At 42.0% G+C, this 16,420-nt stretch carries 14 protein-coding genes; 4 read left to right on the forward strand and 10 right to left on the reverse strand.

The window, feature by feature from the left end; translation table 11 throughout:
* The 3 genes from LZG71_RS13170 to LZG71_RS13180 all read left to right on the forward strand — a co-directional run.
* Window positions 1-345 (forward strand): relaxase/mobilization nuclease domain-containing protein (locus LZG71_RS13170; protein WP_233821088.1); only part of this gene is annotated, 345 nt, incomplete at its 5' end.
* On the forward strand, window positions 326-811 hold the full coding sequence (locus LZG71_RS13175; RefSeq protein ID WP_409013629.1) for a TonB-dependent receptor domain-containing protein: 486 nt from the start codon (window positions 326-328) through the stop codon (window positions 809-811). The genes LZG71_RS13170 and LZG71_RS13175, both read left to right, overlap by 20 nt.
* Complete coding sequence (locus tag LZG71_RS13180) at window positions 726-1,376, forward strand: TonB-dependent receptor domain-containing protein (RefSeq protein ID WP_233821090.1); 651 nt, start codon at window positions 726-728, stop codon at window positions 1,374-1,376. Before LZG71_RS13175 ends, LZG71_RS13180 begins: the two co-directional genes overlap by 86 nt.
* Window positions 1,377-2,176: 800 nt before the next feature.
* Here LZG71_RS13180 and rhuM read toward each other — a convergent pair.
* The 10 genes from rhuM to LZG71_RS13230 form a co-directional block, all read right to left on the reverse strand.
* Window positions 2,177-3,130, reverse strand: a complete 954-nt coding sequence (rhuM, locus tag LZG71_RS13185) for a virulence protein RhuM/Fic/DOC family protein (protein WP_233821091.1) — start codon at window positions 3,128-3,130, stop codon at window positions 2,177-2,179.
* 1,436 nt (window positions 3,131-4,566) lie between these two features.
* Window positions 4,567-5,541, reverse strand: coding sequence for an ABC transporter permease (locus LZG71_RS13190; RefSeq protein ID WP_233821092.1), 975 nt, complete (start codon window positions 5,539-5,541; stop codon window positions 4,567-4,569).
* Window positions 5,538-7,058, reverse strand: a complete 1,521-nt coding sequence (locus tag LZG71_RS13195) for a sugar ABC transporter ATP-binding protein (protein ID WP_233821093.1) — start codon at window positions 7,056-7,058, stop codon at window positions 5,538-5,540. Before LZG71_RS13195 ends, LZG71_RS13190 begins: the two co-directional genes overlap by 4 nt.
* 42 nt (window positions 7,059-7,100) lie before the next feature.
* A complete protein-coding gene (locus tag LZG71_RS13200) occupies window positions 7,101-7,718 on the reverse strand; it encodes a DUF2291 domain-containing protein (protein ID WP_233821094.1) in 618 nt (205 codons plus the stop codon).
* An 11-nt stretch (window positions 7,719-7,729) separates the two neighbouring features.
* Window positions 7,730-8,683, reverse strand: coding sequence for a D-ribose ABC transporter substrate-binding protein (locus LZG71_RS13205; RefSeq protein ID WP_233821095.1), 954 nt, complete (start codon window positions 8,681-8,683; stop codon window positions 7,730-7,732).
* Window positions 8,684-8,754: 71 nt separating this feature from the next.
* Window positions 8,755-10,164 (reverse strand): DUF1593 domain-containing protein, encoded by a 1,410-nt coding sequence (locus LZG71_RS13210; RefSeq protein WP_233821096.1) that lies wholly within the window; start codon window positions 10,162-10,164, stop codon window positions 8,755-8,757.
* A gap of 53 nt (window positions 10,165-10,217) precedes the next feature.
* Window positions 10,218-11,183 carry a transketolase family protein gene (locus tag LZG71_RS13215; protein ID WP_233821097.1) on the reverse strand — a complete coding sequence of 322 codons (966 nt, stop codon included), beginning with the start codon at window positions 11,181-11,183 and terminating at the stop codon, window positions 10,218-10,220.
* A gap of 47 nt (window positions 11,184-11,230) precedes the next feature.
* Complete coding sequence (locus tag LZG71_RS13220) at window positions 11,231-12,055, reverse strand: transketolase (protein WP_233821098.1); 825 nt, start codon at window positions 12,053-12,055, stop codon at window positions 11,231-11,233.
* A 62-nt stretch (window positions 12,056-12,117) separates the two neighbouring features.
* A complete protein-coding gene (locus LZG71_RS13225; protein WP_233821099.1) occupies window positions 12,118-13,587 on the reverse strand; it encodes an L-fucose/L-arabinose isomerase family protein in 1,470 nt (489 codons plus the stop codon).
* A gap of 47 nt (window positions 13,588-13,634) precedes the next feature.
* Window positions 13,635-14,402 (reverse strand): DeoR/GlpR family DNA-binding transcription regulator, encoded by a 768-nt coding sequence (locus tag LZG71_RS13230; protein ID WP_233821100.1) that lies wholly within the window; start codon window positions 14,400-14,402, stop codon window positions 13,635-13,637.
* A 216-nt stretch (window positions 14,403-14,618) separates the two neighbouring features.
* Between LZG71_RS13230 and LZG71_RS13235 the strand changes: the two genes are divergently transcribed.
* Window positions 14,619-16,403, forward strand: a complete 1,785-nt coding sequence (locus LZG71_RS13235; RefSeq protein WP_233821101.1) for a PA14 domain-containing protein — start codon at window positions 14,619-14,621, stop codon at window positions 16,401-16,403.
* Window positions 16,404-16,420: the final 17 nt, after the last annotated feature.

A 16,420-nucleotide genomic window follows, 5' to 3' on the forward strand; every position in this document is an offset into this window, starting at 1 on the left:
GCCGCTGTATATTACAACGAAAACAAAATCTCCCAGGGTACCGCAGCATGCATACTGGCATACAACTACCCTGCCGATGCAGATGATCTGACCGCCACACAAAGATTGAACATGCTTTTGAAAATCAGTGCGATGAACCAGAATGTGAAAAGAAACAGTATTCACATCTCACTGAATTTTCATCCCTCCGAAGCGCTTTCAAAAACCAGGCTCAACCAGATAGCACAGCAATACATGAAGCAGATCGGATTTGGAGCGCAACCCTTTCTGGTATACCAGCATACTGAGATGGGCCGAATGGTATTACGGTCCTCAGGACAGGCTTATGGCTTCTTACGATTTTAAAACAATCGAATTGAACGGTTTTTCAATGCAGCCATGGCCTAGTATAAACTATCAAAAAATTGAAGAAAGCCGGAGGCAGCGACCTTACAGGAACAATAGTCTGGAACACCGCATAGAAAAACTAGACGTCATTGGCATAAATGCTGATTTGCGAAGAAGCCAGCTCCGCCATGAGCTTAATGTGGGAATTGATGCTCAGTTTAATTACTTAAAATCCGGGGCATTCAGAAGTGATATAGTAACCAATGTTGTTACGCGCGGACTGGATTCGAGATATCCTGATGGCAGTAACAAAATGAATTACGCCGGTATTTATGCGCAGCATCAATATAAAATTGTAGTGGATAAATTAATTCTTAACAGTGGGTTGAGGCTAAGCCATGTATCGCTCAATAGTGTTTTTAAGGACACCTCGCTTCTGCATTTGCCTCATACGAAAGCTGTTCAAAAAAAACCTCGTATATAGCGGGAATCTGGGACTTGTTTATCTGCCCGGCACATTTAGTAAAATATCACTTACCCTTTCTACCGGTTTTCGGGCGCCCAATATCGATGATCTTGCCAAAGTTTTTGAATCGGCCGACGGAACTCAGCTGGTGGTACCAAATCCCGACCTGAAACCCGAACAAACGCTGGATATCGATTTGGGACTCAGCCACAGACCCGACCTGGGACTGGGTTTTGCATTGAATGCTTATTATACCTTTTTTCGTAATGCCATTGTGATGAACAAATTTGAGCTCAACAGTCATAAGGAAGTTGTATATGCAGGAAAACTGACTCCGGTCGTAGCCAGTCAGAATAAGGCGGAAGCGTATATTTATGGTTTTGAGGGAAGTCTTACCTATCAGGTAAAAAACTCCCTCGCAGCAAGTATGACCCTTAATGCCAGCGCAAGATGGGCCGTTCACCGGAATTTGAATCTGCATGTGGCCGTTGAAAATATTCTGGATCGCAATTACCGTGTTTTTGCATCCGGTATTCACAACCCCGGGAGAAATTTCGTAGTCAAGCTTGTTTCAAGGTTTTAACTTTTTTGAAATGGATAACTGCGGCAACTTCCAATTTGGAAGACCTTATTGTGGGATAAATGCATGGAATGTAGGGTCAAATTAAAAGAAAGTGCGAAAAGCACCATAGGTTTTTAGGCTTTTTGCCAATTTGTAAGAAAAACCTCTATCATTGACGCCTGCAGTCTATCACACAATGCCTTTAAATCGAAATTAGACTTAAGCATCAAATTCTCATTCGTTAGTTTCAAAAATGTTTGGAAAAAACATTATCTGAACCTACTACCTGAGCCATAATTTTAGAGATTAGTACAACATTAATCAATTTTGAGGTGGTCCGGAAAGATATGGCTTTTTGAACCAGCATAATCAAAGCAACTAGGATGATGCTGTCGTGCAGTACTTGTTCTAACAGAATGGTAAGGAGGATAGACATGAAACCAGCCGACTCGTTAAGATAAGCTGTTTTTGCTTTGTATGGAAGAAGGCCGCATTATCAGACTTGCTATTCCCAAAGTTTTTCTATCATATGTTTGCTCTTTCAATTTTGCAACTAGATATTCCTGTGAAAGTACGGGCATATTGATTTCGGCGAAAAGTCCTTACATTTCTGGGCACGAATCGGACGAATTACTAATATCTACTTCCCGCTAAAGAAAGTAGCCAAATCACCCAACGAGCTATTTATCAATATTTTACATGTCATAAATTTGACTCAGGTTACAAATGGGTAACAAAATTTCAAATTTTATTAATTTCTCCCATAATTTCCCTGGTTATTTCTCCCAAAAACTCACAGCGATCTGCTGGACAAAATGTAACTACTGATTTCTATTCAGTACACTGACAACCAATTTTTTCACCGTTTCCATCTCCTCCGGTTTGCTGGCGGCGGCAAATAAGGTGAGGCTGGCAAGTGCTTCGTTACTAATTATTGGCTCTCCAGACCCAGACTGTAAAAGGGAATTTCTTTCTAAAAACAACAAAAAACATGCAGCGGCAATCCGCTTATTACCGTCTACAAAACCATGATTTTTTATAATGAGATACAGTAATGTAGCTGCTTTCTCTTCTATTGAAGGGTAGAAATCTATGTCACCAAAGCCCTTGCCGATTTGTATTACTGCACTTTGAAAGCTCCCGTCCTTTTCCTTGCCAAATACATCAGAGTCAAAATCGGCTTTCATGATTTCAACGATTTGCTGGTAATCGGATAGCTCCGGATAAATTGCCTGTCTGGTGCTAATTCCTTTACGGTCTAGCTCTTCATGATCGTAATCGTCCAATAATTCCAATCCCTTTGCAAACTGGCTCAGCCATGCAAAATCAGTATCAATGATTTTACTTTCTATCGCCCTGCCTAAAATCCGAATACCGTCTTTCAATGTTTGCACCTGTTGCTGTTTCTGAGCGAGACGTTGTTCATTGATCGCATACCCTTGGATTAAATAATCCTTCAAGCGCTGTGTTGCCCATTGACGAAACTTTGCCCCCTGTGTGGACTTTACCCGGTACCCCACTGAAATTATTACATCCAGATTATAGTATTTGACCGGTCTGTCTGAATTAGCAATGTGCAAAATTTGCACATTGCTTTTTTCGTCCAATTCATTTTCCTTGAAGACATTGCCTAAGTGCTTGGTTATAACGCTACGGTCACGTGAAAACAGCTTACCAATTTGCTCTTGCGAAAGCCAAACCGTTTCCTCCTCAAACTTCACTTCGATCAGAGTACGTCCGTCGGCACTTTGGTATATTTCGATTTGATTCTCCATAATAATCATAAATATACATATCTCGGATTAACCATTTTCTGTAAAGACTATCCTATTGGCATAAATCCACGCAAGGTTCACCTGCTAGATCCAATTATCATCCCGTACAAACGTAAAATTCATTTTTACACTGTATGCATCCACGACAATCACCTCACTTAAGTAAATTTTAGTATATAACTCGTAGTACCAGCAGAACTTTTGACGTAACACATCGAAAAAGGACTTTTTAAGCGAGGTAAATCTCCCTTGCGAAACCTTATGATTAAAGATCCTCTGGAAGTATCGTAACCCCATATCTTGCCGATATACAGTCGATCGTTCTTTCTTAAATCCAAAACCATCGATTTCAAATATCTTAGTCGGTCTTTTTCTATCTTTTCGATTTGCCAATCAAAGAACTTGGTATGTTGACTTATTGAAATACCACTCATATTTCGTCGTCAATTACGCCGCCAGTTCGGACAGCTAATGAATCTGATCCAAATGTTTCAAAAATGGACTTATATTGACCTGCATCCATTCTGTAAATTAACTGCATTTTTTTAACGTCATTGTCCGATTTAAGTAACTCTCCAAATTTGGATAATTTAGATCAGCCTCTCTCCTAATTACCCAAAATATGGAATTCGCACCGTCAAGATCCTCTGTGCTCTCACAAATCTTACAGTCAGTGAAAATAGAACCAGTTAAAATATATAGTTTAATTTCACTTTTTCGAAGATGTAACCATGCATATGCTCCCAAAAATAGAAGGCCTGATCTGGCACTTCTGCACATAACTGTAAATTTTCGACCATCTGAACCAATGACTGGACCCAGTGTTTTTGATGACAAATTCTCTTTAAACGATAGCCTGGCCTGAGAAACGTCGCACCCTGAATTCTCAAAGTAGAACAAGGCTTTAACATGTGCAGCTAAATTTTCATCAAACATTTGGTCGTCAGAATGGAGAATTCGGATGACTTGACCACTAGATTCCGTGGCAGATTGACTACCAACCTATTCTTTTATTTCATAAGTTACACAACTACCAGTCAATCATTTATACTCGTCAATTCAATCCGAAATGACATGATCTTAATTCCCGAATTAAGATGGTCAACGGCTCCGTATTCCCCAATCTCTGAGACTAATAAATGTAAAAGTTTTATTGAGTTTGCAATATTTTAATGGTTACCCATGCAGTGGCGGTACTGCATGGTGATGCTTATGGTGTATCTATTAAAAAAGACTTTGAGATTAATTAGGCTTGAGCGGACAGTAGTGTTGCCCCCCTGCAATTATCTTTAAAAAGACTTGAAGAAAAGGGGTACTTAAAGTCAAAAGTTGGGGAGTCTACCAGCGAAAGATGCATGCGCCCGTTACTGGTTTCCACCCCAGGGTATGTTGAATGACGGTCACTGTTTCAGTAACAGAAGGCGGTCAGAAAATTATCAATCGTTTTTTGAATTTGCCTTATCAATAATAACAGCCAGTAAAATAACCAAGCCTTTTACCACCTGTTGCCAGAACGGAGAAACATTGAGCAATATTAGTCCGTTATTTAAAACACCAATAATGATAGCGCCCTGCACCGTTCCCAGGATGCTTCCACGTCCACCGGACAACGAAGTTCCTCCAATCACAACGGCTGCAATGGAATCCAGCTCATAGCTCATTCCCGCATTCGGTTGTGCAGAATCCAGACGGGACGTGACCAGCAGGCCACCTACCGCAGCCAGCGCTCCGGCAATGGTGTACACGATAATCTTAACCCGGTTGACGTCAATTCCTGATAATTTTGAGGCACTTTCATTGCCTCCTATTGCATAAATATATCTTCCAAGTCTTGTTTTGTTCGTGATGAGCACGGCTATCAAAACAATGATTCCTGATATCCAGACGGGTACCGGAATACCTAATAACCAACCAGTACCGAAGTATAAAAACGTGTCTCCTAGTCCGCTAATCGGAAAACCCTGCGTCCATAACATGGTAAGTCCGCGGGCGATCGTCAGCATGGCCAATGTGGCAACAAAAGGTGGTACTTTGAATTTCGTAATTGTCCAGCCGTTAAATGCACCAAGAAATGAACCGGTTAAAATTCCCGCAAGTACAGATCCTAAAAGCGTAAAACCGATGTATAAATTACCGGAGGGAATCTCAATGCCGTTTTTTAGCAATCCCGCTGTTATAGCTCCGCAAAGCGCCAGAACCGAGCCAACTGAAAGGTCAATGCCAGCTGTAAGAACGATGAGTGTCATCCCGGTGGATATGCAAATATTGACAGAAATTTGCCTCATCACATTCCAGGCATTTGAAACAGTCAGGAATTTATCGGACAAAATACTAAGCGCCAGACACAGAATAAATAAAGCAATGAGTGACTGGAAACGAATTAGATTTGCCCGGTAAGTTTGTAAATTCATAGTTGGTTTTCGTAAACAGATTTAGGAATTGCAGCTTTCAGGATAGCATCTTCGGTGGCTTCTTTTGAAGAAAATTCGGCAGTGATTGCACCTTCCGCCATAACCAGGATCCTATCCGAAACGGCAAGGATTTCTGGCAGCTCAGATGAAACAAAAACGATTCCTAAACCCGTATCGGCAAGGTTCAGGATCAGTTTATAAATTTCACTTTTAGCATGGATATCAATGCCCCGTGTCGGCTCATCCAATAAAAGCAATTTAGGTTTTGTGGCAAGCCATTTTGCAAGAACGATTTTCTGTTGATTTCCGCCACTTAAATTTTTGGCCTTTTGATCGGATGATGAAGTTTTGATTTTCAGTTCTTCAATATATTTTTTTGACAGCAGGCTTTCTTTCAGATTACTCAAAAATCCGCCTTTTTCAAGATCCGCCAGTGTTGTAAGGCAGATATTGGTTTTCACATCCATACCCAAAACCAAACCGTCCTTTTTACGGTCTTCAGGCACAAGGGCCAGGCCGGCCTTGATAGCATCGGACGGTGAATTAATGATTATTCTGCTATTTTCTATATGTATTTCACTTTTTGAAGCGAAAGGATGAAGACCAAAAATGGTTTCCAGAAGCTCGGTCCTGCCCGCCCCCATCAGTCCAAAAATCCCTACTATCTCTCCTTTTTGAACCGAGAATGAAATATTTTTCAACAGGTCTTCCTTTATCCGGACGGGATGTTTTAAGAAAAGGCGTTTTACGGTGATCAGGTTCTCCTGCTGAGAAACAGATTCCGGTTTACGCTGTACCTGAATACTTCGTCCCACCATTTTCTGGATCAACATATCCTGTGTTATACCTTTCATCTCACCTGATTCAATGGATTTTCCGTCACGCAGTACAACATAATTGTCGGCAATCCGAAACAACTCATCCAGTTTATGAGAAACATAAACGATTGCTTTGTTCTGTTTCCTGAGGTCATCAATGATCCCGAAAAGTACTTCCACCTCAGTTTCGGTAATGGCAGAAGTCGGCTCGTCCATGATGATAACTTCCGAATCAGTAAGCAGTGACTTGGCGATTTCCACAACCTGCTGCTGTCCCACTTTCAGCTTTGCCACCAGATCATCAGGCTTTACTGATAATTTTAATTTATCCAGCAATTCCTGCGTACGCGCTTTCATCTTTTTCTTATCGAGTGTACCGTATTGCGTGATCAGCTCCCGGCCAAGAAAAATATTTTCAGTAATACTTAAATAAGGTATCAGGTTAAGTTCCTGATGTATAATCGCAATTCCTTGCTCCTGTGCGTCCTTAGGACTTGAAAACCTTACAATCTGATCCTTAAATATAATTCTCCCTTCGTAATCCTGATAAATGCCTGAAAGCACTTTCATCACTGTAGACTTTCCAGCTCCGTTTTCACCGATCAAAGCAGTAACTTTCCCAGCCTGTAGTGTCATACTTACATTTTCCAATGCAAGTACACCCGGAAATCGTTTGGTAATTTTCTCTACTACTAACATGGCTGATACATCATTGACATGATCCGGTATTCCGGTTGACAGTTATTCTTTTATGATCCTCAGATCAATCGGGATGACTTCAATAGACCTGGTGCTCAAATGTTCCTTATTCAATTCTATTGCACCGGAAAATGATATCCGGTCTCCTTTTTTAACCTGTGCCCGAAAGGGCGGTATCACTTTCTGCCGGATTATTTTATTAATTTCGGCTGACACGTTGTTAAAATCCATGGAATTGGTAAATTCATTAATGTCAATTTCTCCTGAAGCATCACGGACCGCATTTCCAAAAACATATTCTGTTGCTATAAAAACTTCCGGTTTTTCCTTCTCAGATTCAATCCTGACTGACACCTGATTTTCATCCACGGACTGAACAATGCCACTGCCTTTCACCAGAAAATACTTTACGTTTCCTATTCCCAGAGCATGGGAATAGTCGGCAAATGCCTTTTCTTTATCTGTTTGAAATAAAGCCAAAAGCTGCCCGATTTCTATGGCTTTGCCGGTATGTTCCGGTAACTTTTTGTTCCAGAATTCCCTGGCGTAATTCGCTGCGTTAAAACCGGCAGCTTCGGCTTTCACCTCATTCAGCTTTTTGAAGTACACTGAGTTATAAACTACAACTGCAACCAATAAAAGTGAGGCGATATATTTCATGGTTCTTTTCATCACTTCTTACCGTAAGCTGCGTAGTTTTCAACATTATCTTTTTTGACTATCTCCACAGCCACCGGCATTTTTTTTGGAAAATCACGCTCACCCCTGAAATATTCGTCAGCCATGGTCGCCGCAGTTTGCGCCATAATTTCGGGAAACTGCATTCCTGTGGCCATTATTTTTCCTTCCTGAATAGATTTCACCACATCTTCGGCACCATCAAAACCAAAAACTTTAACCTTTTCCGCTTTACCCGAAGCCACCAATGCCTGATATGCACCCATTGCCATGGCATCGTTTCCGCAGAAAACAGCATCGATATCAGGGTTGGCCTGCAATATGGATTCAAGCACTTCCATCGCTTTATTTCTCTCAAAATCAGCGCTCTGCTGCGCCACCATTTTTAACCCGGGATACTGATCCACTACACTGTGAAACCCCTTTGAACGGTTCCAGGTATTGTTATCACCGACTAAACCCAACAATTCGACATATTTCCCCTTCTTATTCAGCGTTTCCGCAAAATACTTTGCAATGGTGACACAGCCCGAGTAACTGTCGGAGAGTATCTGGGAAGTAGCTGCTTCATTTGAATTGATCTCCCTGTCCATACAAAATACAGGAACTCCCGCTGCAGTTGCATTCTTTACATTTACAACGGAACCGTCGGCATCTGTAGGATTAAATAAAACGGCGTCGTAGCCCGAAGAAATAGCATTTTCAAAATGATCGGTTTCCAGAGAGGTGTTGTTCTGAGAATCAAATACCTTGGATTCATAACCCAATTCTTTTGCTTTGGCAGCGGCTCTTTCAGCCAAAAAAACGAACCAGGGATTGTTCAGCGTTGACACAACAATGGCTATTTTTTTTGGCTCATCTGCGCTTTGTCTTGTTTTACAACGGATTAATGCAACCCCAAAAAAGACAAGGATTAACGCTATGCTATATGGGTATTTAAATCTCATTCCGGAAAATTTGAGGATTGATTTAATATAATTGGCTATCTGTGTTTAAACATCTGATAACCGGAAAATGACTAATCAGGATATACCGTAACGATGACCCGCTGATACCGGGTCAGGGCAGGTTTTCCATTGTCGGTGACGGCGAGTACAATATGGACTGTTTCAGGCTTGCTGACCTTTGGCGCTGTAAAAACTGCAATGATCGCTGTATTCGTATTAAAAACCAGAGGCTCTTTTCCGGGATAACTTCCGGGTTCGGCATAATAAATCCATTGATAAGAAAGTGTATTTCCATCGGGATCATTCGAACCTTCCGCACTTAGCTTAACTGTTTCGCCGCTTTTTGCAGTTAGTAAATTCGTATGTTTCAAAACAGCCACTGGCGGATGATTCGCCTCCTTATACGATTTGATCGTCCAATCCATACGCGCGGCAAAATCATTCTGAAAAGCAGATCTCCATCGCCAGATCGTTGCCTTATTGCTCGTTTGAAAACTGCCGTCTTTTCCGGCTACTTCATCTACTGCATCTGTCCACAGAGGACGCGTTTCCGGTTCGTAAAACCACTTTTGAGTCCGGGGCGTGTAAAACTCGTACCTTCCTCCCCACCCTCCGAAATTTGGCTTTTCAGCATCATTCAGTCCGTTATCGATCAGACCTAAAAATGAAGGTGTATCGCCTTCCATCAAAAATTTCGTGAATGGATATTCGGCACCCAACGGTCCGTGATTACGTACATTTTCATCCAGCCAGGGATTGTCTACGATCTCAAAATCAGCACCTGAAAACCTGCCGTGAAATTTATCTCCGCTAATTCCCGACCAGGTGGCATAGTGATACGCTCCGGCTGCGTGATAACCCGGACTGGCAACAAAAAATAAATCAGGAAAAGTTTTACGAAGCCAAGGACCTGTATCATCCTGATCTGAAATGGAATACACTCTTATTTTCGCAATGAATTTTTTAAGATCTTCCGGCGAGCGCGTCGTGCTCACCTTCCATAAAGCCTGGGCAAGACAATTCGCTCCACCCCAAACCGGAATCCAAACCGGCCTGTCATCTTTTTTATCAACCACTGAAATAATCCAGTCAGATCCTTCCGAATCTTTCCCTTTTCCAAGCGCATTCATTCCAAACTCCGGATAACCAGCCTTGGTTATGCCAAGTAAATAGGCTGTTTCTGGATATCCTTTTTCATGAAGCAAAAGATTTTGACGAACTTTTCCATAAGCACCGACAATCTCTTTTATTTTGCTGACGGCAATTTTATTTTTTTGATGAACCGAAGTAGTAGCCACCAAGCCCTCAACATCCCACTGATTGGAATAGGTTAAAAAACGGATCAGTGATTGTGTATCATCCGGTTCATTTTCAATGTCGGTAAGCACCAGAACCCTTTTCTTAGCAGCGATTTCCTGCGCATGACAAAACACACAGGCCAGGTTTGCTAAAAGCACAAGAAAAATCGTAGTTAACCGCATGGAATCTGGTTTATAATAGACTCTTACTGATGATGTGACTGAAAGTTTCTTAATTAACCCTTACATAATTTGAGTGCTGCCAGGGCGATTCCGTCCTCTGAAATGCCATAATGGCCCAGGATTTCTTGCTGCGAACCTGTCACGGTATATTCATCAGGTAAACCCATTATTTTAAACTTATTGTGGTAATTATTTTCCATTAAAAACGATGCACAGGCTTCACCCAGGCCTCCATATACACTATGTTCTTCAATGGTTAAGATGGGCTTTCCATCTGCTGCCACTTTCGCTATTAAATTATAATCCAGTGGTTTAATCGTGTGCATACTTACCACTGTGGATCCGATACCTGATTCCTTTTGCAACTTTTCGGCTGCCTGCAAAGCTGGTGCGACCGTCTCACCTGTTGCAATAATAACCAAGTCATTTCCATCCCTGACTATGCGCCCTTTACCGAATTCAAACGTGGTTTCCTCCATTGAAAGCAGTGGCATCGTTTTTTTTCCAAATCTTATATAAACCGGCAAATTGGTTTCTGCGGCGAGCCGGATAGCCTGCTCTGTCTCAAAATTGTCAGCCGGTGCAACGATTATCAGATTATTGATCGTTCGAAGCACTGCAAAGTCATGAAGACTGTGGTGTGTGGACCCTAATGCACCATAACTTACACCTGCACTTATTCCGATCAGTTTCACGCTGTTATTAGAATAAGCGACATCATTTTTGATTTGTTCCAGCGCCCTTGCAGTAAGAAAACAGGCAGGCGATACAGCAAATGCTTTTTTCCCGGCAGATGCCAGTCCGGCTGCAACACCCACAAGATTCTGCTCCGCAATACCAACTTCCACGATCTGATCCGGAAACGATTGTCCGAAAGGCACCAGTTTTCCGGATCCGCGCGAGTCGCTCGTCACTACAATGATATCCCGGTCATGACGGGCTAATTTTTGAAGTGTGGCCGAAAAAACTTCCAGATTGGCTTTATTAGTCACAGCTATGTTCTCAATGGTTGCGTCCACGTTGAATACGGTTTATTAATTAACACTATACCTTCGGCAGCAGGTATTTAAATATTTTCATCCTGCAAATCCAACTCCTCCAACGCTTCCGCGTATTGCTTCTGATTTGGAACGCCATGATGCCATTTGAGCTGATTTTCCATATAACTCACTCCTTTTCCCTTCACCGTATGCGCGATAATCATACTTGGTTTTCCTTCGGCAAAAGGGAGCGTGTCAAAAGTTTCTTTCAGTTGTTTCAGATCATGTCCGTCCACGTGGCGCACCTCCCAGCCAAAAGCTTCAAATTTCTTGTCAACCGGATCTGTATTACAAACATCTGCCGTAGGACCTGTAATTTGTAAATTGTTTTTATCGAGAATGGCACAGAGGTTATCCAGTTTATAATGAGCGGCTGACAGCGCAGCTTCCCAGTTGGAACCTTCCGGTAATTCCCCGTCACCAAGCAAGGTGAAAACCCGGTAATTTTTTTTATCCAGTTTCCCGGCGATCGCGGTACCAACACTTAACGACAAACCGTGACCCAAAGCACCGGTGTTCTGCTCCACGCCGTGCACTTTACGTGTCGGATGGCCGATGTAATGGGATCTATATTTACATAATGTTTCAAGATCCGACTCAGGAAAGAAGCCACGGGAAGCAAGCACCACATACAACGCCTCTACGGTATGGCCTTTGCTTTGAATGTAGCGGTCGCGATCCGGCGAACCGAAATCGTCTGCATCAACATTCAGCGTATGGTTGTAAAGAACGTTTAAAATATCAATACAGGATAAACTTCCGCCGGTATGCCCCGCGTTTGCCTTGACGATGTATTTGAGTATTTTTCTGCGGTATTCGACCGACTTGTGTGCCAATTCCTGTTCTGACATTGCTTCTTGAATTATCACGCGGGACGAGCCCGCGGTTTAGGTAGTAAGTCGTTTGGACTGTATTAGTATTGCCCTGCCAGTTCCTGATTGGCGCAAGCGTTATCGCTGTTCTTTTCTATCGGCTCGGTAAAACTCTGAACTTCCCAGCCCATATAATTTTCAAATGCCTCTTTCAAAATGCCAGCCGTTTTTGAAGCGTTCATAACCACATGATGCTCAAAACCATTGCGACAAATGTATTGCATCAGTCCCTGAAGATTCGGAATCTGCGCAACGGCACGGTTTCCAAACGTTTTCAGCGTGTCATCTGTCAATCTACCTTCACCGATATAGGCTTTCATAATTCCTTTCGGATCGTCGGTACTGATCCTGCCAAAAGTTAACGGAGATGCCGGTGTCCTGCCCGATAACGCGCCATAAGTATTTTCTTCTCCTACGGAAGTTCCCAAAATGGGTGCTGTACTTATTTCAATATCCGGCAAAAATGATTTTGCCCAGTTTCCGCAATGGAAAAGCACGCATTTGTTGTCGTCATTAGCATAATTGTTGTTCCAGTCGACCAGCGCGCTTGGAGAGCCCGATGCAAGCTGCAACGCATACATACTCAATGTACCCGTGACATCCACTTCACATCCGCTTGGCAGCATGTTTTCGCTCATGATACTCATGCTGGTACAAACATTACAGCCATAATTTTGCTGAATCGACGTCCAGCATTGAATGGCCGTAGCATCCAGGGCGTGCAATTGTACAAAATCTGTCAGTGCTACATCCAGTTTCGCCATTTGTATCAAAGATTCATCCGGCGTACGTCCAATCGGCGCATAATCCCTGATTTTCTGAATCCTTTCCTGTACGCTGGTATCGTGTTTGGTCAGTTTATTTGCATTGCCTAATATCTCGGAAAGGTCAACGGTCACGACAGAGATGCCATTTCGCTGCAAGATTTTCTCACTGTAACGGACGGTATTAAAACCTCCCGGTCGCGCTCCGATGGCACCGATCCGAACTTTGCGCAGCCCTCTTGTTACCCGGCAAACCCCCAGGAAATCCACCAGATCTTTTATAAAAACAGAATCTGTCGGATGCACTACATGTTTGGTAGTAAGTGTATATTTGATCCCAAACTGGTAAAGATTATTGCAGGCAGAAATCTTCCCGCACCAGGAATCCCTTCTTCTTGCAACATCGAGTTTGTCCAGATCATCCGGATAACCCTGCACCAGCACAGGCACATTCAGTTCCGCCAGTTTAAGCGTTTCAGCAATGCCGCGTTCGTCTCCAAAATTGGGCAGCACAACAAGCACACCTATTATTTCATCACGATGCTGTCTGAACAAGGCGGCGCATTTTTGCGCATCCTGAAATGACTCAACACCACCGAGTTTTGTATCGTTTGTATCCAGTAATATCGGTTTGATATTCAGTTTTTTAAACAATTCAATGATTTCCACTCTCGCTTCCGCCACCAATCTGTCAGGAAAAAAGTCCCTGTTTCCGATAATCACGCCTAAACTTCCTATTTCGCCCATGGTTATTAGTTGCTGTAATTCGCAATATTTTTCTATTTCCTGTTGCGCTATCCTGCAATGATCAATTCAATATCATTACCACTGAAAAGCTGTTTATGTTTTTCTTCCACACCCGCATCGGTAATGATGTAATCGATCAGCGACAATGCTCCCAAACTTGCAAAAGCACTTTTCCCAACTTTTGTGGAATCAGCCACCAGATACGTCGTATCAGCCGCATCGATCATGGCCTTTTTCACTACCAGATCGCTGATACTCGGATAAGTCAAACCCGACTTCAACGACAATCCGGCTGTTGCCAGAAAAAGCTTTTGCACATTCAGACCTTTGAAAAAATCGGCGGCCTTTTGTCCTGTTAGTGATAATGTTGGCGGCTTAAACTCGCCTCCCGTCATGATCACTTCAATTCCTGTTTCTGCCCCCAGTAATAATGCAATATTCAATGCATTGGTTATCACGGTTAAATGCCGGTTACTTCCACGTAGTTTTTTCGCAATTTCCGTGGTTGTAGAACCTGAATCCAGGATAATCGTATCACCGTTTTCTATGAATTCCAGGCTCTTGATAGCGATCAGTTCCTTCTTATCGAGATGTTCCTGATTTGCCAGAGAAAAATTACGGACCTGATCTTCTACATTCTTTAAAAATGCGCCACCATGTTCCTTAATTACCAATCCGTCTTTTTCCAGCTTATCCAGATCCTGACGGATGGTTACCTCTGTCACTTTAAACAATTTGGCCAGATCAATCACTTTTGCCGATCCGTCTTCCTTTAATAATTCGAGTATTTTATCTCTTCGTTGATTTGCGAGCATCTTTTATATTGTTTGTAGTTCCTTTTGTTTTTTACCTAAAAATAAAGGGAAAACAATTAACTAAGTACATAACGTCAAAAATATACATATCAACGATACAAATAGATTAATTTTAATTAACAAAAGCAAATTTTAGAAAGTAAAAGAAAATAATTAAAAATTAAATGATATCATTGTGCTGTTATTGCTATCTACCCATAGTCTGTTTATTTTCTTATGGTACGCTTAAAATCTTCATTTGCCTGCTGGCTTATCCCTTTCATACTCTTATTTACTGAAAAAGTTAAGAGTCAATCAATTCCCTCGCTTAAACCCGACACACTTATTTTTCAGGATTTAAGTCAGTTTGAGCACATAAAAGGCGGAAACTGGGTATTGGCAGCTAATATTTCCGCAAACCGAAATAAACCGCAAGACCTGTTAGTAAAAAAAGGAAAAGGAATTCTGGTTTATTTACCAAAACAAAAAGGAAGCAAAACCATACAAACCAAGCTGGTTCATGGTGATATCGATTTGGATATGGATTTCCTTTTATCTAAATCAGCCTCCTTTGAAGTGCTGTTACATGGGAAATACAAAGTTGAAATAACAGACTCGTGGCTTAAAAAAAACAGCAGCGCGATTAAAGCACCCGGACTTTGGCAACATCTGAGTATTCAATTCAAAGCGCCGGTTTTTGATGCAAATGGCAGAAAAATCCAGGATGCAAGGTTTGAGGAAATCCTTATAAACAACCAGCCGATCCGGACACTTCCAAATTTATACCCGGATCGGGAACGTACTTTAAAAGACGAAAAAGGAAATGCAGGCACAGCCCTAAAAGGAAAAAACACATCATTCGCCATCAGAAATATCCGATACAAGGTGTATAAAAAAGAAGAGATCCGGCTGTCTGATATTCGTTTTGCAGTTTATAACGGTCTTCACAAAACAGTGGACACGCTCAAAACTTTAAAACCGAAACGAACAGGACATACCGATACACTTTCTCACCGGGTTGGAGATCGTAAATCACAGTTGGTTTTTGAAGGAATAGCCGACATTCCGGCAGACGGGAATTATTTATTCAGGCTTACTGCTGGCGGTGGTGCATGGCTTTTTATCGATGGGAAATTAATGGTGGAAAACCGTGGCTCACGCGATTTTGAAAAACCTTTTTATGCAGAGAAAACCTTAAAGAAAGGAAAATATCCCTTCAAGGTGGTGTATTCCAATTCCGATGAATGCCTTGTCATACACTACGAAGGACCAAAAATTCCATGGCGTTCTTTAACTACTATGGCTTCCGTGAGGCTGAGTGAAAAGTTTGATCCTTTGGAAAATAAGGTAAATAATAAACCTGTTTTACAACGTGGATTTATGCTGCTAAACGGCATGGTCAATCCTTATATTGCCGCCGTGGGAATACCAGGCAATACCGGTTCTGACGGTTTGAACTACGCTTATGATATGAAAAACTATGCGCTGAGTGCTGTTTGGCATGGGAAATATATCGACGTATCCAATATGTGGACGGAACGTGGGGAAAAGCAGCTGGAAATACCGTTGGGAGCCAAACTGAATCTCTCGCAAAAACCTTTGCTTTCAAAACATTTATATGAAAACCAGTCCTGGCCTGACTCTGTCCTACTTCCCGAAGGCGTATATCAAAATCGGGGCTACCGGTTAAACAGCGAAGGTTTCCCACAGTTTTACTATGCACTCGGTGCCACTTCCGTAGAAGATCTGATTTATCCGAACAATGAAAAAAGCGGATTGACACGCGTGTTAAAAATCACCAATCCTTCGGAGCAATATTATTGTCTGCTCGGCGAAGGCAAAACTCTTGAAAAACTTGACGACGGAAGCTTTACGATTGACGATAAAAATTACTACATAAGTAATCTGGAAGCGAGGGGATTAAAGGTTTCTGTTGCACACGGATTACAGGGTGACAAATTATATATTACACTGGCTCCGCAAAAAGAACCGGTAACGATTAAGTATGACATGATATGGTAACTATTTTAAAAATCAGT

Origin of the sequence: Dyadobacter sp. CY312 (genome assembly GCF_021390535.1) — a bacterium.
Taxonomy (GTDB): Bacteria; Bacteroidota; Bacteroidia; order Cytophagales; family Spirosomataceae; genus Dyadobacter.

Coding starts and splice junctions, on each gene's coding strand:
- LZG71_RS13175 (WP_409013629.1), top strand. CDS start 326: ATGGCTTCTTACGATTTTAAAACAATCGAATTGAACGGTTTTTCAATG.
- LZG71_RS13180 (WP_233821090.1), top strand. CDS start 726: ATGTATCGCTCAATAGTGTTTTTAAGGACACCTCGCTTCTGCATTTGC.
- rhuM (WP_233821091.1), bottom strand. CDS start 3,130: ATGGAGAATCAAATCGAAATATACCAAAGTGCCGACGGACGTACTCTG.
- LZG71_RS13190 (WP_233821092.1), bottom strand. CDS start 5,541: ATGAATTTACAAACTTACCGGGCAAATCTAATTCGTTTCCAGTCACTC.
- LZG71_RS13195 (WP_233821093.1), bottom strand. CDS start 7,058: ATGTTAGTAGTAGAGAAAATTACCAAACGATTTCCGGGTGTACTTGCA.
- LZG71_RS13200 (WP_233821094.1), bottom strand. CDS start 7,718: ATGAAATATATCGCCTCACTTTTATTGGTTGCAGTTGTAGTTTATAAC.
- LZG71_RS13205 (WP_233821095.1), bottom strand. CDS start 8,683: ATGAGATTTAAATACCCATATAGCATAGCGTTAATCCTTGTCTTTTTT.
- LZG71_RS13210 (WP_233821096.1), bottom strand. CDS start 10,164: ATGCGGTTAACTACGATTTTTCTTGTGCTTTTAGCAAACCTGGCCTGT.
- LZG71_RS13220 (WP_233821098.1), bottom strand. CDS start 12,055: ATGTCAGAACAGGAATTGGCACACAAGTCGGTCGAATACCGCAGAAAA.
- LZG71_RS13225 (WP_233821099.1), bottom strand. CDS start 13,587: ATGGGCGAAATAGGAAGTTTAGGCGTGATTATCGGAAACAGGGACTTT.
- LZG71_RS13230 (WP_233821100.1), bottom strand. CDS start 14,402: ATGCTCGCAAATCAACGAAGAGATAAAATACTCGAATTATTAAAGGAA.
- LZG71_RS13235 (WP_233821101.1), top strand. CDS start 14,619: ATGGTACGCTTAAAATCTTCATTTGCCTGCTGGCTTATCCCTTTCATA.